Origin of the sequence: Sphingosinicella microcystinivorans, from assembly GCF_003634215.1 — a bacterium.
Classification (GTDB): domain Bacteria; phylum Pseudomonadota; class Alphaproteobacteria; order Sphingomonadales; family Sphingomonadaceae; genus Sphingosinicella; species Sphingosinicella microcystinivorans.
The window spans coordinates 966,575-992,775 of sequence record NZ_RBWX01000007.1; the positions used below are offsets into that span (position 1 = coordinate 966,575).

The window sequence follows — 26,201 nt, forward strand, 5'->3', positions numbered from 1 at the left end:
GGTCAGAAAGCTCGTGCGAGGCGCGCACGCGTGTCGCGCTGTTGCAGACGTTTGATGATCGCCTGGCGCATCTTCATCCAGGTGCGTTCGACGCGGCCCGGATTGGAAACGATGCTGGCGCGGTAGAAGCTTGGGCACAGTACCGCTGCGTGGCTCACCTCGCCGCACAGGCCGCAGCCGACGCAGCTGTTTTCCACGTGCGCCACCGGATCACGCCGAAGCGGATCGGGATTGGGCTTGATGGAAAGCGAAGGACAGCCCGAAAGGCGAATACAGCTATGGTCGCCTGTGCAGGTATCGCTGTCGACGCCGAAGCGCTCGCGCACGACGCGTTTTCCGTCTTTCTCTGCCTTGCGCATCAGCGGCTTTTCGCGCCGCTGCCGGTTCAGCATGCACTCCGACTGCGCAATGATAACCTTCGGGCCTTTGTCGGGCGCGGTCAGCGCCTCGCGCAGCGTGTCGCGCATCTGTTTGATGTCGTAGGTACGCTCGATCGTGCGGACCCACGCGCCACCAACGCCGCGGATTGCACGCTCGATTGGATTGCGCGTCGCCCGCCGTTTGTTGTCGGCGCGGGAGGAGGGGATGTCCTGTCCGCCCGTTGCGGCTGAATAGCCATTGTCGATCACGATGGTAACGGTGTCGTCCTTGTTGAACACCGCGTTGCCGATGCCGGAGGTGAGGCCGTTGTGCCAGAAGCCGCCGTCGCCCATCACTGCGATCGCGCGCTTTCCTTTGGGCTTGAAGGCGGACGCGCCGGCCGTGCCGAGGCCATAGCCCATTGTCGTATTGCCGATGTTGAAGGGCGGCAGGATCGAAAACAGGTGACAGCCGATGTCAGCGGAAACGTGCGCCGGGCCAAGCTCGCGTTCGAGCAGCTTCATCGCCGTGAATACCGGTCGTTCCGGGCAGCCCGTGCAGAAGCCCGCCGGACGCTGTGGGATCTGCCGCGCGACCGGCGCGGGCAGGGGGGATTCCGTCGTTTCCGCAGGCGCGATCTCGGGCGCCCATGCGTGCAGGAAGTCGGAAAGTCCCTTGCGGATCACCTGCGCGCTATATTCCCCGGCGCGCGGCAGCGTGTCCTTGCCGATGATCCGGCAATCGATTCCGGCGCGGCGCACGAGCGTATTCAGCTCGTGCTCGATGAACTCCGGCTGCCCTTCCTCAACCACCAGAACCGCGCGCTTGCCCCGGCAGAACGCGCTCACCTCGTCGGGGATCAGTGGGTAGGTGACGTTCAGGCAATAGACCGGCAGCGCGCTGTCGCCGAACGCGCTCGAAAGTCCCGACAGCTCCATCGCGCGATTGAGATTGTTGTAGAGGCCGCCCTGCACGATGATGCCGATGCCGTGCGCTTCATCCGGGCCGAACCATTCGTTCAGATGCTGGTCGCGCACATAAGCGATCCCCGCAGGCCAGCGCTTTTCGATCTTCTCCACCTCGTGCAGGAAGTTCGCAGGCGGCAGAACGATACGGTTCGTATCACGCTGCGGCGCTGCGGCGGCCTCTGCCACCGTCATTTTCGGTCGCACGTTGTCCTTCGCCGTGAACGATCCCGTCATGTGGCACGATCGCACGCGCATCTGCAGCATCACCGGCGTATTCGAAGCCTCGGAGAGCGCGAAGCCCTGTTCGACCGCTGCGACAATGCTCGGCAGGTTGGGGCGCGGATCGAGCAGCCAGATTTGCGATTTCATCGCAAACGCGTGCGTCCGCTCCTGCATGATCGAGGAGCCTTCGCCATAGTCCTCGCCGACGATGACGAGCGCGCCGCCGGTCACACCGCCCGATGCGACGTTGGAGAGCGCATCCGACGCGACGTTCGTGCCAACCACGGATTTCCAAACGACCGCGCCGCGCAGCGGGTAATTGACCGATGCGGCGAGCATCGCTGCCGCGCTTGCTTCCGAAGCGCTCGCTTCGAAATGCACGCCCAGGCTTTCAAGGAGATCGCTCGCGTCCGCGAACACGTCCATCAGGTGGCTGATCGGAGATCCCTGATAACCGCCCACGTATGCCACGCCCGATTGAAGCAGCGCCTTGGTCACGGCGAGGATGCCTTCGCCGGTAAACGTCTCGCCGGCGCCGGCCGTCAGCTTGCGGGCTTCAGCAACGAACGAACGCTCGGCCACCGCTTAGGCCCCGACGAGTGCGAGAACGCGGAGCGGGCTGCCCGAGCCGCCGCGAATCTTGAGCGGCGGGCAGATCAGCACTGCGCCCGTCGCGGGGAGCTGATCGAGATTCTGCAGGCACTGCAGGCCATAGCGTCCGGCGCCGTGCAGTAGGGTGTGCGCAGGGTAGGCCGGCGTCAGCAGATGTGCCTGCCCGGCATCGGTACCGATCGTCTCCACGCCGAAGCCGATCACGTTCCGCGCGATCAGATATTCGATCGCATCGGTCGCGGGTCCGGGCGTGTGCGCGCCGTCTTCGCGGCGGTTGGTGTAGGCGTCCACGTCGCGTTTCGACCAGTCGGTGCGGAACAGAACCCAGCTTCCCGCCGGGATCGGGCCGTTCGCGGCTTCCCAGTCCTTCACATGGGCGGCGGTCAGCAGGAAATCGGGATCGGCGGCGCATTCGCGGGAAAAGTCCAGAACGACCGCAGGCGCGACGAAGTTCGCGGCAGGCACCGTATCCACCGTATTGTCCGGCAGATCGCGACCGCTCACCCAGTGGACCGGCGCATCGAAATGCGTGCCGGTGTGCTCGCCCACGGTGAAGTTGTTCCAGTGCCACGCGACGCCGCGATCATCGTAGCGGGAGATTTCCTGCCGTGAGAAGGCCGCTGTCTGCCCGAATGGCTCAGGGAGAACCAGCAGCGGTGTATCTTCCGACAGTGTCTGCGTCAGATCGACAACCCGCACGTCGCCGCGAGACAAGGCTTGTGCAAACTCTGCGAGAATCGGCGTGCTGGACATAATCCCTCCTCCAGATCATGAAGCCCAAACTATGCTTTGATAAACTTGCATATGCAAGTAAAATCCGTTGCGTTTCAAGGGAGCTCGAAGTGGCCGAGGATTTGCGTGCCTATGGGGATCCGGGATCGGATGACTTCCGGGTGGATAACTATCCGTTTTACCTGCTGAATCGTACGGTCAGCCGCTACAACGTGAACATCGAAGCGGAACTCCGCGCCATCGGCATCGATATCCCGACGTGGCGCGTGCTCATGATTCTGGGGGAGGCGGAGCCGCAATCTATCGGCCAGGTGGCGAAGCTCGCCGTCATCAACGTCTCCACGCTGATGCGCGTTGTGGAACGGATGGAGAAGGCCGGGCTCGTCGAAACGCTTCCGTCCGCCACAGACGGCCGCGTGACGACGCTCGCGATGAAGCCCTTGGGCCACGAAAAGCTGAAGGCGGCGCGCGCCGTGACGGCGCCGCTCTACCGGCGCCTGATCCGCGGTTTCTCGGCCACGGATTTCCGGCGCCTGATCGAGCTTCTGAACCGCCTGCACCAGAATCTGGAGTAGCGGTTGGTTGAAGCCGGGGAACCTTCCCGGCTGCGGCGCCTTGTAAGCCGATGAACGGCCAGCATTTCGAGGACGCCATGTCGACTCCCGAGCAGCGCGGTGCAGGCGCGAACGGCCCCCACGCCCTGACGCTGCGGGCATGGCGGGAAATCCTCTTCCGCGTGTGGCGCGGCAACGGCACGCACAATCTGTCTCTCATGGCGGCGGGCGTCGCGTTCTATGCATTCCTGTCGTTCGTCCCGCTGCTCGGGGCGCTCGTGATGAGCTATGGCCTCGTTGCCGATCCGGCGACCGTCGCGACGCACATGCGCCTCATCATCGAACTCGTACCGGCCGATGCGGCCCGGCTCATTTACGATCAGCTGCTCAACCTCACGCGGGCGGCGGCAACGGCGAAGGGGCTCGGCCTTGCCATCGCGATCGGCATTTCGATCTTCGGCGCAAGCCGCGCCGCGCGCGCCGTCATGACGGCGCTCAACGTCATCTATGATGAGCGCGATACGCGCGGGATCATCCGCAGCGCGGCGGTTTCGGCCGTTCTTGTTGCCGGCGCCGTGTTTCTGGGCGTCTTCGGCATGCTCGCAGCCTCGGCGCTCGGCTTCGCGCGCGAACTTGCCGAAGGGATTGGGCCCTTCGCGGCCCTTGTGATGCGCGTTGTCACCTGGCTGTGCGCCGGGATTTTCTGCAGCTTCACAATCGCAGCCATGTACCGATTCGCGCCGCACCGGGCGGATGCGCGCTGGCGGTGGCTGACGACAGGATCCCTTCTGGCGACCGTGATGTGGCTTATCGCGACGCTGGGCTTCGGGGTATACGTCGCCGAATTCGGTTCCTATCAGGCAACCTATGGTTCGCTTGGCGCGGTCGTGGTGCTGCTGATGTGGCTCTATGTTTCCGCATATGCGGTGTTGCTTGGCGGGTTGATCAACGCGGAGGCCGAACGCCAGACGGCGTGTGACACGACGACAGGCGCTTCGCGCCCGATCGGCCAGCGCGGGGCGACCGTTGCAGACATGAGCGTGGCCGCGGACATCTATCCCGCACTGGGGCGCTCCCGGCGCTAGACCGCAAACGCGCCGCTGTCTGAGGCTTGCGCTCCGTGACGGATTGATTATATACCGGTCGATATGGAAACGGTTGCTGCTCCTGTGAAAGGTCGTCCGCGCGAGTTTTGCGTGGATACGGCGCTTGCCGCTGCGCTCCGCGTATTCTGGAGCAAGGGCTATGAAGGCGCGTCGCTCAATGACCTCACCGAGGCGATGGGCATCACGCGGCCCAGCCTCTACGCGGCGTTCGGTAACAAGGAAGCGCTCTTTCGCAAGGCGCTCGACCTCTACGAGACCGAAAAGCTCGCCTACGTCGGCAAGTCGCTGGCGCAGCCGACAGCACGCGGTGTCGCCGCACATTTGCTGCATGGCAGCATGGAAAATCAGACCAGCACTTGCGAGCCGCACGGCTGTCTCGGCGTGATCAGCGCGGTTGCGTGCGGCGCGGAGGCCGAGTGCATCCGGCTCGAGGTGCTTGAACGCGGCAAGGTCGCGCGGCGCGCGCTCGTCGAACGCTTCGAGCGTGCGAAGACGGAAGGCGATCTCCCCGAAAGCGTGGATGTGGAGGGGTTGACCAGCTTTCTCTATGCGCTTTTGCAGGGCATGGCCGTGCAGGCAGGGGCGGGCGCGACGCGCGCCGATCTCGAACGCATGATCGAAACCAGCATGATGATGTGGCCTTCGAAATAGCAGCTTTCGCATACCGGAAATAAATCTTTATCGACCGGTACAAAAAGCTGTTGACGCACCGCAGCACGGTTTATATACCTCTAGGTACAGAAGGTGAGCGGCCATCCCGACGGCTCACGGCATCGAAGGGAAACCGGTGCGACACTGCAGTATTCACAAGGGCTGACGCTGGGCGACTACGTCCGTTTCAACCCGCCAATCCATAACTGAAGATTGCCCGACGAAGCTGTCCGCTTCGCCCGATGAGGCCATGTGCCCGGCAATCATCATCCGCAACCGACGCCGCGAAGAGACGCGGCGAACGAAGGCGCTCGCGCCTTGATCAGGGAGACTTGCACCATGGCTTATCTCGCCTTCACTGATGTTCTCGGCGCCGCTGCTCCGGCTACCGCGCAGCCCGCCGCAATCCTGTCCCCCGCTGCCGACCGTCCGAGCGCCCGTTTCTCGGCTCTCGAATGGTCGGTGGTGGCCCTCGCCGAGCGCGATTCCCTCTCGACGCTGCACGCCCCCGGCCGCGTCGCCGTCGCGCTCGGCACCCTCTTTGGAAGCCGGCCCAATCCGCAGCTCGCCGATTCGAAACTGGAAGCCCTGCGCAAGATCGCCGTGCTGACGTGGCATCAGGGCTATCACATCGCCGAGTCCGCGATCCGCGGCTTCCTCAGCGCCGGTTTCACCCACGATCACTATGCGCTGCTTGCGAGCAGCATCACCAATGCGCGTGCGCGCCGCGAACGAAGGAATTCCCGATGAACATGATGACTAAGATCGAAGCCGACGGCGCGACGGCATCGCCCGTGCGGCGGCGGTTTACCGATCGCCCGCTGTGGCAGCACCTGTCCGCCGCCGCACTGCCCGTGATTGCCGTCGTGGCAGTGGGCGTTCTAAACCGTGAATCGCCTGCGATTGCTGCGGCCCCGCCGCCCACGGTCACGGTTGCCGCGCCGCTCGTGCGCGATGTGACGGAGTGGGACGATCATGTCGGCCGGTTTGAACCGTCGAGTAGCGTCGAGGTGCGGCCGCGCGTCTCGGGTGCTGTCACCGCGGTACATTTCGCCGACGGCGCGATCGTACAGAAAGGTCAGCGCCTTTTCACGATCGATCCCCGACCGTTCAACGCCGCGCTTGCGGAAGCCCGCGCGGGTGCCGCGCAGGCGCGCAGCGACGTTGCGCTTGCGGAAGCCGATCTCGAACGTGCCAACCGTCTGCGTGCGGATGATGCCGTGTCCCAAAGCGATCTCGATCGTCTTTCGGCCCGTGTTCGCGCGGCGCGCGCTGCGCTTGCAGCGGCCGATGCTCGTGTGGGTGCCCGCGCGCTCGACGTCCAGTTCACCGAGGTGCGCGCACCAATCACCGGTCGCATTTCGGATCGGCGCGTCGATGCGGGCAATATCGTGTCCACGGCGGATGCCACCGGCGGTACGCTGCTCACCACGATCAATGCGCTCGATCCGATCTACTTCACCTTCGACAGTTCGGAGGCGCTGTTCCTGAAGGCGCAGCGCGAACGACAGAAGTCGAACGTGGCGCAGCAGGTCGAAATCCGTTTGCAGGATGAAACCGGCTACACCTGGAAAGGTCGTGTCGACTTCACCGACAACGGCATCAGCGCCCATTCGGGCACGATCCGCGCCCGTGCCGTCGTCGCGAACCCGGATTATTTCCTCACGCCCGGTATGTTCGGCAACATGCGGCTGACGGATGGGTCGCCTTCGCAGGCGCTGCTCGTTCCCGATGCAGCCGTTCGCACCGATCAGGCGCGCAAGGTGGTCTATGTGGTCGGCAAGGACGGCACTGTCGCCGCGCGCGAAGTCTCGCCCGGCCCGCGCATCGGCAGCCTCCGAAGCATCCGTACAGGGCTTTCAGCCGATGAGATGGTCGTGATCCAGGGCCTCCAGATGGTGCAGCCCGGCGCGAAGGTTACGGCACGTGTCACCAAGATCGATCTGCCGGGCGCGGCGCCGACAACCGCTGCGTCCGTGAACGAACCCGCGGCTTCGCAGGCGACCATCGCCGCGCTCTGATCCGACGCACAACAAACGAAGACCACGCCTCCCGCGTACAGAGCGGGAGGCGGCAGGAAAGGCATTGTCCGATGCGCTTCAGCCATTTCTTCATCCGCAGGCCCATCTTTGCGGGCGTGATCGCGATCATCATCACGATCGTCGGCGCCTTCGCTTATTTCGGCCTGCCGGTCTCGCAATTCCCCGACATCGTTCCTCCAACGGTCACGGTGAGCGCGAACTATCCCGGTGCCTCTGCCGAGACTGTGGCCGACACGGTTGCTGCGCCGATCGAGCAGCAGATCAACGGTGTCGACAACATGCTCTACCAGTCGTCGCAATCCACTGGGGACGGGCGCCTGACGATTACCGTCACCTTCAAGCTCGGCACCGATCTCGATGCCGCGCAGGTGCTGGTGCAAAACCGCGTCGCGCTCGCCGAGCCCAGTCTTCCTGAAGAGGTACGTCGTCAGGGCGTCGTCGTTCGCAAGACCTCGCCGTCCTGGTTGATGGCGGTGAATGTGCTGTCGCCCGACGGATCGCTCGATCGCAGCTATGTTTCCAATTACGCGCTCACGCAGATCAAGGACCGGTTGACGCGTGTAGACGGTATCGGCGACGTGCAGGTTTTCGGCGCGCGCGATTATGCGATGCGCATCTGGATTGATCCGGGCCGCGCCGCCGCACTCGGGCTCACCGCGGGTGAAATCGTCTCTGCACTGCGTTCGCAAAACATTCAGGTCGCGGCCGGAACCATCGGCCAGCCGCCGTTCGATACGGGCGCGGCGCAGCAGCTGAGCGTCGAGACGCAGGGCCGATTCAAGACCGCCGACGAATTCGCCGACATCATTGTCCGCACCGATGCCTCGGGTGCGATCACGCGCGTACGCGATGTCGCGCGCGTCGAACTCGGCGCGGAGGATTACGGCGTCAACGCCTACTTGTCGGGCCAGGATTCAATCATCCTCGGGATCACCCAGCGTCCGGGCACCAATGCGCTCGCGGCTGCCGAAGGCGTCAAGGCCGAGCTTGCCGAAGCTGCAAAGAGCTTTCCGCAGGGACTCGAATACCGGGTTATCTGGAACCCCACCGAATTCATCAGCGAATCAATGGGTGCGGTGCAGGCGACATTGTTCGAGGCGGCGCTGCTCGTCGTCGTCGTCATCCTCATCTTCCTGCAAAGCTGGCGCGCGGCGATCATTCCGATCATCGCGATTCCGGTTTCACTGATCGGCACGTTCGCGGTGCTTGCAGGCCTCGGCTATTCGCTGAACACACTGTCGATGTTCGGGCTTGTGCTTGCCATCGGCATCGTCGTCGATGATGCGATCGTCGTTGTCGAAAACGTCGAACGGAATCTCGAACATGGCCTCTCTCCGCGTGAGGCATCGCATCGTTCGATGGACGAAGTCTCCGCCGCGCTGGTCGCGATCGTTCTGGTGCTCTGCGCCGTGTTCGTGCCGACAACGTTCCTCACCGGCATCACGGGTGAATTCTACCGCCAATTCGCGGTGACGATCGCCAGCGCCACGGTGATCTCGCTCGTGCTGTCGCTCACGTTGTCGCCCGCGCTCGCGGCGCTGCTGCTGCGGCCCAAGGCGGAGACGGCGCCGGCATCCGGCTGGCACCGCCGCCTGTGGCTGGCAGGGGCGTGGTTCAACCGCAACTTCGACCGCCTGAGCGAGGGCTACGCCAATCTCACCCGCCGACTCGCGGCAGCGCCGAAGCGTGTCTTCGCGGTTTACGGCGGGCTCATGCTCGCGGCAGGCGCGCTGTTCTGGGCGACTCCGGCCGGGTTCATTCCCGCGCAGGATCAGGGCTATGCGCTCGCCGCGATCCAGCTCCCTCCGGGCAGTTCGATCGAACAGACCGACCGAGTGCTCAAGAAAGCCGTTGCAAAATTGCTCGAAGTGCCCGGCACCGAAGCGGCGGTGATGTTCTCCGGCTTCGATGGCGCCTCGCAGACGCAGGCGTCGAACGCCGCGGCTGCCTACGTCACCTTCAAGCCCTTCGCCAAACGCGCGAAGACCGGCCGCACCGAGGCTGCCATCGAGAACGACATGCGCGCCGCGCTTGCCGATCTCAATGAAGCGTTCGTGTTCGTCGTGCCGCCGCCGGTCATTCAGGGCATCGGCAACGGCGGCGGCTGGCGCATGATGGTGCAGGACCGGCGCGGCGCGGGCTATCAGGCACTGGAACAGGCAGCAGGCGGTGTCATCGGATCGGCGCATCAGGCGACTGAACTCGCCAACGTGCGCACGCTGTTCAACACCGCGACGCCGCGCATCTATGCCGACATCGACCGCGCCAAGGCCGACATGCTCGGTGTGCCCGCAACGCGCGTATTCGAGGCGATGCAGGTCTATCTCGGTTCGGCGTACGTCAACGATTTCAACCTGCTCGGCCGCACTTTCCGCGTCACCGCGCAGGCCGACGCACCCTTCCGCGACGACGCTTCCGACATCGCGCAACTGAAGACGCGCTCGAACGGCGGCGGCATGGTGCCGATCGGCGCTGTCGCGACCTTCGAGGACCGTACCGGGCCGTACCGTGTCACGCGCTACAATCTGTTCCCGGCAGTCGAGATCGATGGCGATACCGCCCCCGGCGCCTCCACCGGCCAGGCGCTCGCACGAATGGAAACGATCGCGGAAGATCTGCCGCAGGGTTTCGCGGCGGAATGGACCGATCTCGCTTTCCAGCAGAAGGCTGCGGGTAATATCGCGGTGCTGATCTTCGGCCTGTCGGTGGTGTTCGTGTTCCTCGTGCTTGCCGCGCAGTTCGAAAGCCTGATGCTGCCGCTTGCGATCATTCTCATCGTGCCGATGACGTTGCTTGCAGCGATGCTAGGCGTGAACCTGCACGGGCTCGACAACAATATCCTCACGCAGATCGGTCTCATCGTGCTCATCGGCCTTGCCGCGAAGAATGCGATTCTGATCGTTGAGTTCGCCAAGCAGGCCGAGGAGCGGGGCCTCGCACCGCACGCGGCGGCGGTCGAGGCGGCGCGCGCGCGGCTGCGTCCGATCCTGATGACGAGCTTTGCCTTCATCCTCGGCGTGCTGCCGCTGATGATGGGCTCGGGCCCGGGTTGGGAACTACGTCAGGCGCTCGGCACCGCCGTATTCTATGGCATGATCGGCGTCACCGCGTTCGGCCTCATCTTCACACCCGTGTTCTATGTGGTGAGCCGCAGCCTCGGCCAACGGATGCGTCGCCGCCCATCCACTGCATTGCAACTCGCCGAATAAGAAAGGCGCACGCTCATGTTCCGCAATCTGATGATCGCCGCCTCCGCATTGGCGCTCGCCGCCTGCACGACCGGCCCCGACTATGCCGCGCCCAAGACACCTTCATCCGTCGATGCGTTCGTCGCGGCGACCTCCGCCGTCGATACGCTCGCGCCGGTGAAGGCCGATTGGTGGCGGCTCTACGACGATCCCGTGCTCGATGGCCTGGTCGCCGATGCCGTCGCCGCGAACACGGATGTGCGTGTTGCCGTCGCCCGGCTGGAGAAGGCGCGCGCCGCGCTCCGAGAGGTCCGCACCGACCGGCTGCCGGACGTTGGCATCGGTGCGCGCGCCACCTACGGCCGCGTGCCTGAAAGTCAGCGCGGCCCCGGTGCAGCGCGTGAGGACTGGTCCATCGATGCCGGGCTGGATGTCGCCTATGAGGTCGATCTGTTCGGCCGCGTCTCGCGCGGGATCGAGGCCGCGCGCGGCGATCTCGGCGCCGCCGAGGCCGATCTCCAAGCGGTTCGCATCTCGGTCGTCGCCGAAACGACGCGCGCCTATGCGACGGCCGCTGCCGCGGGCGAGCAGATCGCCGTGGCGGAGCGCATCGTGGAACTGCTCGATCGGTCGCTCAGTGTCACGGAGAGGCGGCGTGCCGTGGGTCTAACCACCAGTCTCGATGTCGCGCGCATCGCCACGCTCCGCAACCAACGACAGGCCGAAATCCCTGCGCTTACCGCCGAGCGCAATGCTGCGCTGTTCCGCCTCGCCACGCTCACCGGCCGCGTGCCCGCCGATCTGCCGCCGATCGCGGCGGTGCGCATTTCCACGCTTCGGCTCGACACGCCGATCCCTGTTGGCGACGGCGCGCAGCTCCTCGCGCGCCGCCCGGATGTCCGCGCCGCCGAACGCCGCCTCGCCGCCGCAACCGCGCGCATCGGCGTCGCGACCGCCGATCTCTATCCGCGCATCAGCCTCGGCGCGTCGATCGGTTCGACCGGTCCGAACATCGGCGACGTATTCGGCGGCGGCCCGCTGCGCTGGCTGCTCGGCCCGCTCCTCAGCTGGTCGTTCACCGATCACGAACGCGCCCGCGCGCGCGTTGCCGGTGCGGAGGCCGACACGCGCGCGGCGCTCGCGGGTTTCGACGGCACCGTGCTGCGTTCGCTCGAGGAGACCGAAACGGCGCTTTCCGCCTACGCGAGCGCGCTTGATCGGCGCACGGCGCTGAAGGCGGCGCGAGACGCGGCAGAGCAGGCCGCCCGCATCGTGCGCGCGCAGCAGCGGGAAGGGCAGGTGGATAGCCTCGCACTCATCGATGCGGAGCGCACTTTTGCGGAAACCGAAGCGCAGCTCGCCGCGATCGACGCGGGCATCGCGGACGCTCAGATCAACCTGTTCAAGGCGCTCGGCGGCGGCTGGAGCGCGGGCGCCGCCGCGTACGCAGCGGCCTTGCCGTAAACGCGTTCAGCCTCCGCTCATCCACGGGCGCAAAGGATGTGCCGAAGCAAGGGCGAACGAGGTCATGAAGCGCGGTGGCATGAGCGTGTTGAAGGTGAGTGGGGCACTGTGCGCGGTGCTCCTCGCCCTCGTATCCGTATCTCCGGCGCATGCCGAGGTGCCGAATCGCATCACCAACATCACTGTCTACGGCAACGAGCCTTGTCCCAAGGGCGATGGCGACGAGATCGTCGTTTGCGCGCGGGAGCCCGAGGGCGAGCAATACCGCATCCCCAAGCGCCTCCGCGAAACGAAGAAGAGCGACCCGCCCTCGCAGTCGTGGACAGCGCGCGTGCGCACACTCGACGAGGCGAGCCGCCCCACGATGCCGAACAGCTGCTCTGCGGTCGGTTCCGGTGGGCAGACGGGCTGCACCATGGAAATGCTGCGCCAATGGTTCGCAGAGCGGCAGGCCGCGAAGGCGAGGGCGGCTGACGTCCCCTAGGTGGGCGCGAACGCTCGCACGGCCTCGCGCGGCATGGCATACGGCCCTTCTGTTTGCAGGAGAATCGCCGTGGATGCAGAGACGTTCGGACTGTTTCGTTCGACCATCCGCCGTTTCGTCGATGAACGCCTGATCCCGGCTGAAGACGCGGTCGAGGAAGCGGACGCCGTTCCCGATGCGATCGTGAACGAAATGCGCGAGATGGGCCTGTTCGGCATTTCCGTGCCTGAAGAATACGGCGGGCTCGGCTGCACCATGTCCGAAGAGGCCGCGCTCATCCGCGAGCTGACGCGCGCGTCGGTCGTCTTCCGTTCGGTGATCGGCACCACGCTCGGCATCGGCAGTCAGGGCATCGTCATAGACGGCACGGAGGCGCAGAAGCGCGAATGGCTGCCAAAGTTCGCAAGCGGCGCGGCGATCGCGAGCTTCTGTCTCACCGAGCCTGAGGCGGGCTCCGATGCCGCATCGCTCCGCACTGCTGCGGTGCGAGACGGCGACACGTACCGCATCACCGGCACCAAGCGCTTCATCACCAACGCGACGCGTGCGAACGTCTTCACGCTGATGGCGCGGACCGAGCCGGACGTGAAGGGCGCGGGCGGTATTTCCGCTTTCATTCTGCCCGCCGATACACCGGGCATTACGCTCGGCAAACCCGACAAGAAGATGGGCCAGAAGGGCTCGGTCACGACCGACGTGATCCTTGACGATGTCGTCGTTCCCGCCGCGAACATTATCGGGGATGTACCGGGGCGTGGCTTCAAGACCGCGATGAAGGTGCTGGATCGCGGCCGCATTCACATCGCAGCCGTCGCGCTCGGCATGTGCGATCGGCTCATCGAGATGAGCCTCGCTTACGCGATGGAAAGGAAGCAGTTCGGCGACCGCATCGCGAACTTCCAGCTCGTGCAGGCCATGCTCGCCGACATGAAGGTGGATATGCTGACGACAGAAGCGCTCCTGCAGTCGGTCGCCGCGAAGTTCGATGCGGGTGAAGCGGTCAGTCTCGAATGTTCGGCATTGAAGCTTCACGCCTCCGAAGCTGTCGGCCGCATCGCCGACCGCGCGGTGCAGATCTATGGCGGCGCGGGCTACATGGCCGAATACAAGGTCGAGCGCTTCTACCGCGATGTCCGCCTGCTCCGCATCTACGAGGGCACCACGCAGATCCAGCTGACAATCATCGCCAAGCAGATGATCCGGCAGGCCGGCGCCTGAACAGGCGCCGGCGCACGCTTATTTGTGCGTTTCGAACCAGCCGATCACTCCGGCCACCTTCTGCGCGAAGTGGCTCGGGAACATACGGATGCCGTGGTTTTCCAGCGGAACGCGCACGAACACGCTTTCGACCCCGTGGTATTTGAGCGCGGCAAAATACTGCTCCGATTCCGAGATCGGCGTGCGGTAGTCGGCTTCACCCGTCATCACCATGGTGGGCGTCTTCACCTTGTCGACCGAGGCGAGCAGCGAACGGCGATGGTAATCGTCGGGCTGGCTCCATGGCGTTCCGAAGAAGAAGCCCTTGAAGACCAGTGGCAGGATATCGGATGTCAGCGCCTGGCTCTGCCAGTCGATCACCGGATAAAGCACGGCGGCGGCGCGGAAGCGTTCACTGCGCGCGATCATCCAGGCCGTAAGCGTGCCGCCGCCAGATCCGCCCGTCACGTAGAGGCGTGAGGTGTCGATGAAGCCGCGCGAGGCGACCGCGTCGATACCGCTCATCAGGTCGTCGAATTCGTCCCCCGGAAACGCATTTTCGATGAGATTGGCGTAGGTCTCGCCGTAAGAGGTACTGCCGCGCACATTGGGGTAGAAGACCACGTAGCCCGCTGCTGCCATCAGCTGCTTTTCGATGTCGAAACGCGGACCGTAGGCGGCGTTGGGGCCGCCGTGAATTTCCATGATCAGCGGATATTTTTTCGCCGGGTCGAAGTTCGGCGGATAAATCAGCCAGCCCTGCACGGGGAGATCGCCCTTCGACGAACGATAGTTGATCTCTTCAACTCTACCGAGCGCACGCCCCGCGAACAGCGCCTCGTTCAGCCCGGTAATCGAGCGCGCCTTTCCGATGCCTGGGCCTGCGAGTGCTATGTTGCCGCTCGAATCCGGGGCCGCCCACTGCATGGCGACACGACCGGTCCGCGAAACCGAGAAGGCAGGCTCCGCCGTATAGGCGATGTGCGCCATGCCGAGCCCTTCGGCGATCTCGCGGCGGCCGCCCTTCAGATCGAAAAGCGCAAGCCGGTTCTCGCCGCGGTCGGCGTAATAGGCGTAGATGCCGCGCCCGTCCGCGGCCCAGCGCGGTGCCATCACGTCGCGGTCGAGCGCGGCTGTGAGCACGCGGCGTTCGCCGCTGTTCCGGTCGAGCACCATCAGCCGCGTGGTCGTGTGCCAGCGTCCGGCCTCGTCAGCGCCGATGTAGGCAATGTATCTCCCGTCGGGCGATACTTGCGGAGAGGCTTCGGGGCCGTCGCGGTCGATAAGCGTCTTCATCGCGCCGCCGTCCACGGGGAGCAGGTACAGTCCCGTGTCGAACATCTTGCCTTTCAAAATGGCGCTTTCGTCGTTGCGGTTGAGCGCAACAATCAGGGCCTTGCCGTCAGCCGCCCAGGCATAGGGGCTGCCGATCAGCGGAAAGGCGCCTGATTCGTCGGTCGTGATCTGGCGGGGCGTGCCGCCGCTCGCCGGAACCGTGAATATATGCATCTGCCCCGGCGGAATGATGCCGGCGCCGTCCTGGCGGTACATCGCCTTGTCGACGACGATAGGGCCTGGCTTCCATGTTGCACCGGGCGGGGGCGTGATGGGCGCGCCGTAGCTCTTAGGAGCGGCGGGAACGTGCATCGCGTAGGCGAGCGTCTTGCCGTCCGGCGACCATTCGAGGCCCATGGGCGCGCCGGGGAAGCCACCGATTGTGGTCTCGACGCCGCTATCCATCCAGTGCACGACGATCTGGCGCGCGCCGCTGCGCGTGGCGACGAAAGCAAGCCGCTTTCCGTCCGGCGACCAGCGCGGATCGCTCGCGGCCTCTTCGGTCTTGGTGAGCGGCACATGGTTGCGGCCGTCGGCATCGATCAGCCACAGCGTGGGCTGATAGGAATCCGTCACGATGTCGGCTTTCAGGCGCACGTAGGCGACGCGCGTGCCGTCTGGGGATATTTGCGGGTCGTTTCCCGTTTCCAGGGCGAATACATCAATGGGCTGCAGCGGCGGATTGCTTGCGGCGTGGGCCGGCGCGGCGAAAGCGGTCAGCATTGCGAGCGCGGCAAATGATGCTGTTCGGAAACTGGCTCTCGACATAAATCCCCCTTCCAAATATTGATCAAAGATCATAATTTTATATTTCTGTTCGTCAATCACTCTCCTGATGACCCGTGGCTCGGGCGCCGGACAGTCCGGATGCCGCGATGTCAAAAATGGGTGCCGTTTGGTCATGTGGCGCGGTGCCCGCCGACTTTAGGACGTGCGAGGCGGGAGAGCGAAGCAAGGGAAGGCGACAAATCATGAAAAGGCGGAGTGCGATCATTTTTGCGGCGTTGCTGATGCCGCTGGCGCAGGCGGCCGGCGCGGCGACTTTCATCCAGGCGGGAAACCTGATCGACGGCAAGGCCGATGCGCCGCTTGGCCCGCACACGATTGTCGTCGACGAGGGGCGCATCGTGCGCGTGGCGGTCGGAAAGGTCGCGCCGGGCGCGGGCGATACGCTGATCGACCTCTCGGGCCACAGCGTGATGCCGGGCCTGATGGACATGCACACGCATCTTTCCTCTGAAAGCGGCCCGGCGAGCTACACGGATCCCTTTGCTCTGGGACCTGCGGATTTCGCGTACAAGATCGAAAAATATGCACGTGTCACGCTGATGGCTGGCTTCACGCTTGTTCGCGATCTCGGCGATGCCTACGGCGTGTCGATCGCGCTGCGCAAGGCGATTGATCGCGGCGATGTCGTCGGGCCGCACATCTTCACCTCCGGCGCTCCTATCGCGTCCACGGGCGGTCACGGCGATCCCACCAACGGTATTTCGCCAGCGCTCGGCCTGAAGACGCCCGGCGCCACCGAAGGCGTCGTCGATAGTGCGGACGAAGCGCGCAAGGCCGTTCGCCAGCGCTACAAGGATGGGGCCGATCTCATCAAGATCACGGCGACGGGCGGCGTGATGAGCCTCGCGAAAAACAGCCAGAACGCACAGTTCACGCCCGATGAGCTTGCCGCGATTGTTGCCACGGCACGTGACTACGGGATGCACGTCGCCGCGCACGCCCATGGCCTCGATGGTTTGCGGCGCGCCGTTGCGGCCGGGGTCTCGACGATCGAACACGGCACTTATCTCGACGACGAGACCATGCGGCAGATGAAGACGAAGGGCATTTATCTCGTGCCGACGCTCATGGCCGGAGACTGGATCACCGAGAAAGCGAAAACACCAGGTGCGCTGCCCGATGTCGTGCGGCCCAAAGCAGCGGCGATCGGCCCGCGGATGTCGGGCACGTTCGCGCGCGCCTATCGACTTGGCGTGCCGATCCTGTTCTGCACCGACAGCGGCGTGTCCGCGCACGGCGACAACGCGCGCGAGTTCGAGCTGATGGTCGCCGCAGGGATGCCGCCGATGGCCGCGATCCGCGCCGCAACGTCGGAGCCCGCGAAGTTCCTTGGCATTGCCGACCGTCAGGGCCGCATCGCTGCGGGCATGGCTGCCGACATCGTCGCGGTTCCCGGCAATCCGGTGGAGGATATCGCGCTGATGCGGAAGGTCGACTTCGTGATGATCGGCGGGAAGATCGTGAAGCAGCCGTGATCGCGTGGTTGACTTGCTATATGATCTTTGATCAATAATATTTCACGGGCTTTCCGTAACCGCAGCGCATCGGCCGGGTGCGTGAACACCGCCGATGGATCGAGACACGTATGACAGTTTTCAGTTCAACCCAGGTTCTGGTGACGGCCGGTGCATCCGGAATCGGTCGCGCGATCGCCGAAAAATTCGCCGATGCCGGCGCGCGGGTCCACATCTGCGACGTTTCCGAAGATGCCATCGCAGCGCTTGCGGAAGCCCGCCCGGACATTGCCGCAACGCGTGCCGATGTGTCGGACGAAACCGACGTCGCCGCGCTGTTCGATGCTGTCGGATCAAAGCTCGACGTTCTCGTCAACAACGCCGGCATCGGCGGTCCGCACGCGCCGGTCGAGGATATCATGGACGCCGAATGGGAGCGGACACTCGCCGTCAACCTCACCGGTGCTCTGCGCGTTACGCGACGTGCGGTTCGCGTGATGAAGGCTGCAGGGCAGGGCGCCATCGTCAACATTTCCACCGCTTCGGTACGCACCGGCCTTCCGAACCGGACAGCCTATGTCGCCTCCAAGGAGGGGTTGATGGGCTTCACGGCGAATCTCGCGCGTGAACTCGGGCCGCACAACATCCGCTGCAACGCGATCCTCCCCGGCCTCATCGACAATCCGCGCGGCCGCATGCTTGTGGCGCGAGCAGCGGAAGAGCAGGGGCGTGCCGTGGCCGAAGTCGAGGCGGAAATGCTGCGCTTCGTCTCGATGCGGTGCTGGATCGACCCGGCGGAGGTCGGCGATCTCGCGGTCTTCCTCGCCTCGCCGGCGGCACGGCACATCACCGGGCAGTTCATCGGAGTTTGCGGCGGTGCGGAGTGGGAGGGCTGAGCGCGGCAATGGACAGGAGCGGTCGCAGCGTCCTAAAGAAAGAGCCGAAAGGGACATCGTCGATGACGACTGCTGCGCGCGCGACCCGGTTTGCACCGGTGCATCGCAATACGTTGAAGGATCAGAGCTATTCGGAGCTGCGGCGGGCGCTCGTGACCGGCCGTTTCCAGCCTGGCGAGCATGTAACCGTAAAGCTGCTCGCCGAGCAGCTCGGCTCCGGCATCATGCCCGTTCGCGAGGCGGTGCAGCGGCTGGTGGCCGAAGGCGCGCTCGTCAATCTGCCGAGCGGCCGCGTGTGCGTTCCCTCGCTGACGCGCGCGGAGTTCGACGAAATCATCGAGATCCGCATGCTCCTTGAACCGCACTGCTGCCGCAAGGCCGCAATTGCCATGACCGATGCGATCTTCGCGGAGATTTCGGAAGGGCAGGCGAGGCTTCGCGCTGCGGCGGCAGGCGAGAATCCGGAAGCGGCGCTGTGGGCCAATCACCAGTATCATTTCGGTATCTACCGCCAGGCGGGTTCGCGACAGATGCTCGCGCTTATCGAATCCGTGTGGCTGCGCTTCGGCCCCATGATGACGCACAGCCAAGCGGGCGGTGAGGGCGCTCAGGACTACATGGACGCTGAGCTCAAGACGCAGGAAGAGCTGTTGGCGGCCCTCGCGGCGCACGACGGTGCGCGTTCAGCAAAGCTGATGGCGATCATCATTCAGCGCACCGCGCGTTGGTATCACAAATCCTACCCGTTCGCGGAAGATGTCGAAGAATTTTGATCAAATATCATAGATCAGAGTATTGACGTTCGTATTGGTTTCCGCCAACCCTGTGCGCGTCGTGCACAGGGGAAAATCATGCGTAAATCTAAAAAGACGATCATCACGTGCGCTGTGACGGGTTCGATCCACACGCCGTCCATGTCGCCGTATCTCCCGATCACGCCGGATGAGATCGCCGAACAATCGATCGCGGCGGTCGAAGCCGGCGCGGCGATTGTGCACCTGCACGCGCGCAATTCGTCCGATGGCCGACCGACCCCTGATCCGGAGGTGTTCGCAGCCTTCCTGCCACGCATCAAGCAGGCGACCGACGCCGTGCTCAATCTCACGACGGGCGGGGCGCCGGGGTTCACAATGGACGACCGTCTTGCCGCGCCGGTGTATTTCCAGCCGGAACTGACTTCGCTCAATATGGGCTCGATCAACTTCGGCGTGTTTGGCCTTGCGGAGCGCAAGGAGCCTTGGAAGCACGAATGGGAAAAGCCGTTTCTGCAAGGCTCTCACGCTGCGCCGCAATCGAATACGTTCGCACAGATCGAGCGTGTGATCCGCGAGCTTCACGAAGGCTGCGGCACGCGCTTCGAATTCGAATGCTACGATGTCGGCCATCTCTACACGCTGGCGCACTACGCCAATAAGGGTTTGCTGAAGCCACCGTATTTCGTTCAGTGCATCTTCGGGATTCTTGGCGGTATCGGCGCGGATATCGATCATCTCACGCACATGCGAAACACGGCGGATCGTTTGTTCGGCGATGATTACTACCTGTCGTGCTTCGCGATCGGTCGGAACCAGATGCCGTTCGTCACGACATGCGCCGCGATGGGCGGCAATGTGCGCGTCGGTCTGGAAGACAGTCTTTACATCGGCAAGGGGCAGCTCGCGACGAGCAACGCGCAGCAGGTTGCGAAGGTGCGTTCGATCCTGGAAGAGCTGGGGCACCAAATCGCGACGCCTGCCGAAGCGCGCGAGATGCTTGCGCTTAAAGGCGGAGACCGTGTCGCATTCTGATGCGTGAAAAGGGGAGGGCGGGATTGGTTCCCGCCCTTTTTCAGGACTGGGGTTCTACGCGGATATTTCGGGCGCCGCTCGCGTAGATCGCTTCCAGAACGGCGAGTGCGGCGATCCCGGCATCGGCATTGCTCGTCGGCGCCAAACCGTTCCGCACTTCACACGCGAAGGCATCGATTTGCGCGCGGAAATGATCGGGGGCCGGATCGCCTTCGAGCGTTATCTGGCGCGTACCCTCCGCATCGGACAGATACAGGGCGTGCGCATAGTGGAATATGCGAAGCGCGCCGCGTGTGCCATGGACGTGGATGCTCCCTGGATGGGCCTGCCACGCGCCGCCTGGATGATAGCCATCCACATCCCAGCTTGCGCCCCAACTGAACTGCCCTTCTGCCGGTAGCTGTGTCGGCCAGGTGCCGTCTTCATAAAGCAGATGTCCCGTCGCGCCGTTTGCGAGGCCGAGAATTGCATATTCGGTTTCCAGCGGAGCACCCGAGACGTTGCCGCGCCCGCTTGCCCAGGTGACGGGGCTGCCTGTCAGCCAGGCGAACGCATCGATCAGGTGGACGCCGTGATCCACCAGGCCCATGCCACTGCCGCCAATGCCGCCTTCGGGATAGTGCCACGGCGGCAACGCCATGCGTGAGGACGGGCCGCGTCCGCCGACGAAATCCTCGCGGAGCAGGGTTACGTCTCCGATCGCGCCTGCCGCGATCAGGCCGCGAGCGTGCTTCAGCGCGGGCAGATGGCGATAGCTCGCGCCGTAGCTGAGCGGGACGCCTGCGGCCGCGCAGAGTCTTCGCATTTCCTCGGCGTCGGCGCGTGTGGTCGCCATGGGTTTTTCGACGAGGATGGCACGGCCTGCGGCGGCAACATCGGCAACGATTCCAAGGCGACTTGCGGGCGGTGTCAGGATGCACACGATGTCGAGCGATTCCGACATCAGCATGTCCCGATGGCCCGTATAAGCGGCGGCACCGCACGCCGCCGCCGCGTCGGCGACGCGTTCTGGATCAGCGTCGCACAAGGCGGTGACTTCGACGGCGGCCGAGCGCCGGTACGCCTCCAGATGGAGACGCCCGACGCCACCGACGCCGATCATGCCGACACGAAGACGGCGGGCTTCATTGCTCAAAAGGTCACCCTTGCCTCGATCCCGATCGAGCGCGGTGTGTTGATGTAAACGCGGGCGCGTCCCGGTGCTTCCACTGCGGCGGCGACGTTGTCGGAAAGACTGGCGCGTTCGTCGGTCAGGTTCTTCACATAAGCCGCGATCTCGTAATTGCCGAAGCGAACCCCGCCGCGCACGTTCATGATCTCATAGCTCGGCCGGATGCGCGGAACGAGCGTGCCGGTAACGGGATCGGTGTTGGCATTGTTGCCGCTCGTGCTTTTGCCGATGTACCGATAGTCGCCGTAAATGAACCCGTCGATGGCGCCGCTGAGCGGGAAATCATAAGATGCTGCGAAGCTAGCGGTGTACTTCGCGATTTCGGGAACCCGGTCACCCTTCGCGCGGCGCGTGGTGAGCATGGTCTCGGTGAATTTCGCATCGGTGTAGCCGAAGGCTGCGTCAAGGCTCAGTCCTTCAGCCGGACGCAGCGTAGCCTCGATCTCGACGCCTTCGCTCTTCGCTTTGCCCGCATTCCCCCTGAAACCGAAGCCGCATTGCAGGCGCACCAACTGCTGAATGCTGCTCCAGTCGATACGGAAAGCCGTGGCGTTCAGTGTCAGTTTACGATCGAAAGCGCGCGACTTTATGCCGGCTTCATAGCTCCAGACGCTGTCCGATTTGAAAGATTGAACGGATTCGTTCGAGAGGCCGAGCGCGGCGAGTTCATCGAGGCAGCCGAACGAGGCGGGAATCAGCGCATTGACGCCGCCCGGCCGGAAGCCCTTGGCCGCGGTCGCGAAGACCTGGTTGTCGTCGGCGAACTTGTATTGAAGCGAGAACTTTGGCGTGACGCCGCTTTCGCTGCTGCTCTTCTCGGGCACGACCGAAAGGCCGCCATTGGCAAGGCCGTCCGACGTTTTCGACGACGTCGTGCGGACGTGGAAAGCGCGCAGCCCCGCAATGGCTGAGAGCTGCGGGGTGATCTCGTAGGTCGCCTCCGTATAGGCTGCCTTCTCGACCTGCTTCACAGGGGTTTTCGTGACATAGACAAGCTCCGTACCAAGCGGAAAACCGTTTGCCGCTTCAAAAGCCGCGTCCAGTCCGGGCACATAGTTGGGCGGATAGATAAAATTGCCCTTGTTGTGCGCATAATAAAGCCCGGAGACGAATTCGAACGGTCCGCCGAACGACGATGCGAAGCGGATCTCCTGAATGAAGTTGTTGCGCTTGTTTCGCACCTCCACCGAGGTCGGGATCGGCGGAATGCCAAAGGCGGCCGCGATGAAATCCGTCTGGTCGTCGATGTCGCGCGAGCGCCGATGGAAATACGAACTGGCCGACGTGAACGTTCCGAAGTCGCGCTGCAGCTTGATGTCGAAGGTCGCGAGCAGCCACTTGTCGCGTGACGCTTCGGGCACGTCGAATTGACGGCGCTGGGTCAGGGATGTCGGTTCCAGAACCACCGGCCCTGAGTCCGGAAGTATGAGGTCCGTGAACGGATAGCCGTTCATCTGCGTCTCCTGATAGAGGACACGCGGCGTCAGGCTGAGATCTTCGGTCGGTTTGAACAGCATCGCGATCGAGGCGCCGTTCGTTCGCGTCCGTGCGACATTGTCGACCGTTGTCGTCGACCCTTCCGGGCCGAATTCGCGTTTGATGAAGCCTGCGTCATACTGGTGAACGCCGACCATCCGCACGGCGACCTTGTCCTCCACGAGCGGCAGATTGATCATCGCGTCGAACTGGTAGCTTGGTCGGTCCGCGCCGTGCGTATCGGCAATGCCGGCATGAACCCGGCCGGACATCTCGCCCGTATCGGGCTGCGCGGACACGAGGCGGACCGTGCCGCCCATCGACCGGCCGCCGTAAAGCGTACCCTGCGGCCCGCGCAGCACCTCGATGCGCGACACGTCGACAACGCGCGGATCGAGCGATTCAGGCACCGGCGTTTCGTCGATGTAGAAGCCAGTGGTGTTGCGGTCGCCGATCCCGCGAATGGCGATCGTGCGGGAATTGGTCGTACCCTCTCCTGATGTGCCGAACGTAAGGTTGGGCACTGATGTCGCATAGTCTGCAAAGGTCGTGGCGGCCTGACGCTGGAGGGTTTCCGCCGTCATCACGTGGATGCTCATCGGGACATTCTGAAGCGTTTCGCTGCGTCGCGTCGCCGTCACAATGATCTCGTCGCTGACGATGGTTTCGGCGGCGTATGCGCCGGCAGGCGCGATCATCTGTAGAGTCGGAAAAAGGCTTGCGGTTCCGATCAGCAAGCGGTTCGCTATGCGTGAGTATCCCTGTTTTTTCATTTAACCCCCCTTTGTTGGCGTCATACGCTGGATTGCATAATACTGATCTTTGATCAAAGATAAAGATGCAACCGATTCGTGTCGGAGGGCAAAACGGCAAAAAGAGGTTGCCGATCGGCACGCGCTGTTGGTGCTGGTCGGGGAGATAGGCAATAGGGCCTGGAGGGGGAGTCTGTATGCACGGGTGGGGGATGGCAGGGATGCCCGAAGACGCGCAGCATGGCTGAGCGACAGCGGCTTGCCGGCCGGATTGGCCGTTTTCAGCTTTTTGCATTGGGCTTCGGTTCGATCATCGGTTCGGCCTGGGTCGTGATCCTGAGCCGGTGGCTTGCTGAAGCAGGGCCCGCGGGCGCCGTGATTGGATTCCTCGCGGGCGGCGTGGCTGTCGTCTGTATTGGGGCCTGCTATGCCGAGCTGACGGCCCGCGTGCCGAGGACGGGGGGAGATTTCACCTTCGCGCTTGAAGCGTTCGGACCCAGACTCGCGTTTTTCGTCGGCTGGTTCACGGCGCTTGGTTGGATTTCGGTCACGGTCTTCGAAGGGCTTGCGGTCGCTTGGGTGATCGAGTTGCTGTTGCCGGGTCTCGACGATGTCGTGCTCTACACGCTGTTTGATGCGCCGGTTACGCGCAACCAGCTTTTGATCGGCACGGCGGGCGCGCTTGTGATGGCGATCGTCAATTATCTGGGTGGTGCGGCATCGGCGCGGTTCCAGGGGCTGCTCACTTATGGTTTCCTCGCGGTCGCGCTGGCGCTCCTTCTCGCGATGGCGGGGAGGGGCGATCCTACGCTCCTTCTACCCGCCTTTCCGGCAATGCCCGGTGGCGCGCCGTGGTGGCATGGCAGCCTTTCGATCTTCGCGAGCTGCGCGTTTCTGCTCAATGGCTTCCAGACGATCGCCCAGGCGGTTGAGGAGCGCGCGAGCGGGATATCGCTTCGCACCATTGCCCGCGTGATGATCGCTTCGATCGTGGCGGCGGCTTTGTTCTACTGTTTCGCCGTTACCGCGGCGGCGATGATGAAGCCGTGGTCCGAACTCGCAGGTGCGGACCTCGCGATGGTCCAGGCGGTGCGCGGTCTCCCTATGGGCGACACGCTTGCGCGTGTCCTGCTCGTGATCCTGCTCGCATCGCTGCTCAAGACCTGGAACGGTGTCTATTTCGCGGGAACGCGGACACTTTACGGGCTTGCAGCGCGGGGCTTCCTGCCGCGCGGAATGACCGTGCTGCATTCGCGTTTCGGCTCGCCGTACCGGATCGTCCTCATCATCGCGGTGATCAACGTGGCGGGATTGCTGCTTGGGCGCGGAGCCGTTGGCCTGCTCGTCGATACAAGCGCGACGAGCGTCGTAATCTGCTTCGTGCTGTGTTGCGCGGCAGTGTTCGTGCTGCGGCGGAAGCAGGTGCAAGCACCCGACTTCGTCGTGCCGGGCGGCCGGATTGTGATCGGCTTCGCCTTCCTTGCGGCGCTCACCATGGCAGCCTCCGCGCTTGTCACGCCGCTTCTGCGTAGCGGGTTTCCGGTCGAATATATCATCCTTGGCGGGTGGGCCGGTCTTGGTGCGTCGACGCTGGTGCTTCGGCGGAAAGCGTACGACGACACACGGCCCCGATCGCAAGAACCATGATGCAAGCAAGCAGGCCGAGCCCCGCGTGCATCAGCCAGAATACGTATGCATCCAGCCTGTCGAGCCAGCCGCCGATCCAGCCGGTCGTGCCGTTCGCCAGAAACAGGTGGAGGTAATAGATGCCCATCATCGTCGAAACGATCGCGGGTGGGGAGGCGCGCGCATAGAGCGCGAGCGAGACGGGATAGATGTGCGCGAACGCCGTGCTTCCGAGTATGTGGAACACCACGAGTGTCGCGAGGCCGACCTTCGCGCCTTCCGAGTCCGCCATCCAGGTTGCGCTGGCGAGCAGCACATAGGCCGCGACGGAAAACAGGCAGCCGATCGCGATCCGGGTGATTTCCATGGGCGCGATACCGATCACGGCCATCCGCCTCCAGAACCACATGACACCGAGCAGGCAGGCGATCGATGCCAGCATGTCGATCGTGATCAGCCACGTCGTCGGCATACGCGTGCCGAACACATCCAGCGATGCCGACGCGTCCGACCAGATAAGATACGCGTTGAACATCTGCTGATTGCCGATCGCTGCAAGTGCGAGGACCGGGAGCAGAGCGAGCAGGGCGAGCGTGGATTTCCATTCGCTGGCCGAGAGCGACCATCGCCCAGCGGGGCGCATCTTCGCCTTTGGCGCCGGGTTTTCAGGCAAATAACGTCGCCCGGCGAGATACACGCCGAGCCCGATCCCCATCCCCACGCCTGCGGCCGCGAAGCCGTATCGCCACCCGAGCGTCTCGCCGAGCGTTCCGGCCACGAGCGGCGCCGCGATGACACCTGCGTTCACGGCAAGCGTGTAGATCTGGTAGGCATCGGCCCGCCGGGCATCGTCCATGCCGTAGAGCGCGTTGATCTGTGCGGCGAGGTTCCCCTTGAAGCAGCCGATCCCGAACACGAGCAGGAGCAGCGCTGGGAGAAATGCAGCTTCGCTCATCATCAGGAAATGCCCACTGATCATCAGGACGCTGCCCGCAATAACCGTGGCCGAGCGCCCGAGGAGACGATCCGCAAGAAAGCCGCCGAGGATGGGGGTCAAATAAATGAAGCTGCCATAGATGCCGAAGATCGCGGAGGCGAGCGCCGTCGTCTGCATCGGGCCGAACAGCGCTTCGAGTATGGCGCGCATGACTGCGAAGCCTGCCACGCTTTCAATGTGGCCGGGCTGGAGGAGCGTATCGACGAGGTACAGAACGAGCAGTGCCTGCATGCCGTACTGCGCGAAGCGCTCCCACGCTTCGGTAACCGCGATATAGCCGAGCGCGCGCGGATGGCCGAAGAAGCCGGCTGGTCCTCCGGAACGCGCCAGCTTCAACG

General features: G+C 64.1%; 20 protein-coding genes. 14 read left to right on the forward strand and 6 right to left on the reverse strand.

Annotated elements, in window-relative coordinates; translation table 11 throughout:
• Positions 1-2: 2 nt before the first annotated feature.
• Positions 3-2,132, reverse strand: a complete 2,130-nt coding sequence (locus DFR51_RS04805; protein ID WP_121047860.1) for an indolepyruvate ferredoxin oxidoreductase subunit alpha — start codon at positions 2,130-2,132, stop codon at positions 3-5.
• 3 nt (positions 2,133-2,135) lie between these two features.
• Positions 2,136-2,915 carry a cyclase family protein gene (locus tag DFR51_RS04810; protein ID WP_121047861.1) on the reverse strand — a complete coding sequence of 260 codons (780 nt, stop codon included), beginning with the start codon at positions 2,913-2,915 and terminating at the stop codon, positions 2,136-2,138.
• Between the two features lie 89 nt (positions 2,916-3,004).
• On the opposite strand from DFR51_RS04810, the gene DFR51_RS04815 reads away from it, so the two are divergent.
• The 9 genes from DFR51_RS04815 (at position 3,005) to DFR51_RS04855 (ending at position 13,601) form a co-directional block, all read left to right on the forward strand.
• Positions 3,005-3,469, forward strand: coding sequence for a MarR family winged helix-turn-helix transcriptional regulator (locus DFR51_RS04815; protein WP_121047862.1), 465 nt, complete (start codon positions 3,005-3,007; stop codon positions 3,467-3,469).
• A 50-nt stretch (positions 3,470-3,519) separates the two neighbouring features.
• A complete protein-coding gene (locus DFR51_RS04820) occupies positions 3,520-4,533 on the forward strand; it encodes a YihY/virulence factor BrkB family protein (RefSeq protein ID WP_243446539.1) in 1,014 nt (337 codons plus the stop codon).
• A gap of 63 nt (positions 4,534-4,596) precedes the next feature.
• Positions 4,597-5,205 (forward strand): TetR/AcrR family transcriptional regulator, encoded by a 609-nt coding sequence (locus DFR51_RS04825; protein ID WP_121047863.1) that lies wholly within the window; start codon positions 4,597-4,599, stop codon positions 5,203-5,205.
• 339 nt (positions 5,206-5,544) lie between these two features.
• Entirely contained in the window at positions 5,545-5,955 is a 411-nt protein-coding gene (locus DFR51_RS04830) for a hypothetical protein (protein WP_243445380.1), read from the forward strand.
• Positions 5,952-7,226, forward strand: a complete 1,275-nt coding sequence (locus tag DFR51_RS04835; protein ID WP_121047864.1) for an efflux RND transporter periplasmic adaptor subunit — start codon at positions 5,952-5,954, stop codon at positions 7,224-7,226. Before DFR51_RS04830 ends, DFR51_RS04835 begins: the two co-directional genes overlap by 4 nt.
• A 71-nt stretch (positions 7,227-7,297) precedes the next feature.
• Complete coding sequence (locus DFR51_RS04840; protein ID WP_121047865.1) at positions 7,298-10,456, forward strand: efflux RND transporter permease subunit; 3,159 nt, start codon at positions 7,298-7,300, stop codon at positions 10,454-10,456.
• A 15-nt stretch (positions 10,457-10,471) separates the two neighbouring features.
• Positions 10,472-11,899 (forward strand): efflux transporter outer membrane subunit, encoded by a 1,428-nt coding sequence (locus DFR51_RS04845; protein WP_121047866.1) that lies wholly within the window; start codon positions 10,472-10,474, stop codon positions 11,897-11,899.
• Between the two features lie 64 nt (positions 11,900-11,963).
• A complete protein-coding gene (locus DFR51_RS04850; RefSeq protein ID WP_243446540.1) occupies positions 11,964-12,383 on the forward strand; it encodes a hypothetical protein in 420 nt (139 codons plus the stop codon).
• A 69-nt stretch (positions 12,384-12,452) separates the two neighbouring features.
• Positions 12,453-13,601: an acyl-CoA dehydrogenase family protein gene (locus tag DFR51_RS04855; protein WP_121047867.1), complete on the forward strand. Its 1,149-nt coding sequence runs from the start codon at positions 12,453-12,455 to the stop codon at positions 13,599-13,601.
• A gap of 18 nt (positions 13,602-13,619) precedes the next feature.
• On the opposite strand, the gene DFR51_RS04860 is transcribed toward DFR51_RS04855, so the two are convergent.
• Complete coding sequence (locus DFR51_RS04860) at positions 13,620-15,638, reverse strand: alpha/beta hydrolase family protein (RefSeq protein WP_170151747.1); 2,019 nt, start codon at positions 15,636-15,638, stop codon at positions 13,620-13,622.
• A gap of 248 nt (positions 15,639-15,886) precedes the next feature.
• Between DFR51_RS04860 and DFR51_RS04865 the strand changes: the two genes are divergently transcribed.
• The 4 genes from DFR51_RS04865 to kce all read left to right on the forward strand — a co-directional run bounded on the left by DFR51_RS04865 (position 15,887) and on the right by kce (position 19,841).
• Positions 15,887-17,179 (forward strand): metal-dependent hydrolase family protein, encoded by a 1,293-nt coding sequence (locus tag DFR51_RS04865; protein WP_121047869.1) that lies wholly within the window; start codon positions 15,887-15,889, stop codon positions 17,177-17,179.
• Positions 17,180-17,289: 110 nt separating this feature from the next.
• A complete protein-coding gene (locus DFR51_RS04870; RefSeq protein WP_121047870.1) occupies positions 17,290-18,054 on the forward strand; it encodes an SDR family oxidoreductase in 765 nt (254 codons plus the stop codon).
• Positions 18,055-18,116: 62 nt separating this feature from the next.
• The gene (locus DFR51_RS04875; RefSeq protein WP_160119169.1) at positions 18,117-18,827 is read left to right on the forward strand and encodes a GntR family transcriptional regulator; all 711 of its coding nucleotides are present in this window, start codon (positions 18,117-18,119) and stop codon (positions 18,825-18,827) included.
• Positions 18,828-18,905: 78 nt separating this feature from the next.
• On the forward strand, positions 18,906-19,841 hold the full coding sequence (gene kce, locus DFR51_RS04880; RefSeq protein WP_121047872.1) for a 3,5-dioxohexanoate:acetyl-CoA acetone transferase: 936 nt from the start codon (positions 18,906-18,908) through the stop codon (positions 19,839-19,841).
• Between the two features lie 40 nt (positions 19,842-19,881).
• Here the strand turns inward: kce and DFR51_RS04885 are convergent, their stop codons facing one another.
• Positions 19,882-20,976 (reverse strand): Gfo/Idh/MocA family protein, encoded by a 1,095-nt coding sequence (locus tag DFR51_RS04885; protein ID WP_126494699.1) that lies wholly within the window; start codon positions 20,974-20,976, stop codon positions 19,882-19,884.
• A complete protein-coding gene (locus DFR51_RS04890) occupies positions 20,973-23,261 on the reverse strand; it encodes a TonB-dependent receptor (RefSeq protein WP_121047874.1) in 2,289 nt (762 codons plus the stop codon). Before DFR51_RS04890 ends, DFR51_RS04885 begins: the two co-directional genes overlap by 4 nt.
• 219 nt (positions 23,262-23,480) lie before the next feature.
• Between DFR51_RS04890 and DFR51_RS04895 the strand changes: the two genes are divergently transcribed.
• Positions 23,481-24,887, forward strand: coding sequence for an APC family permease (locus DFR51_RS04895; RefSeq protein ID WP_121047875.1), 1,407 nt, complete (start codon positions 23,481-23,483; stop codon positions 24,885-24,887).
• On the opposite strand, the gene DFR51_RS04900 is transcribed toward DFR51_RS04895, so the two are convergent.
• Positions 24,793-26,199 (reverse strand): peptide MFS transporter, encoded by a 1,407-nt coding sequence (locus DFR51_RS04900; RefSeq protein ID WP_197723599.1) that lies wholly within the window; start codon positions 26,197-26,199, stop codon positions 24,793-24,795. The genes DFR51_RS04895 and DFR51_RS04900 overlap by 95 nt on opposite strands.
• Between the last annotated feature and the right edge of the window lie 2 nt (positions 26,200-26,201).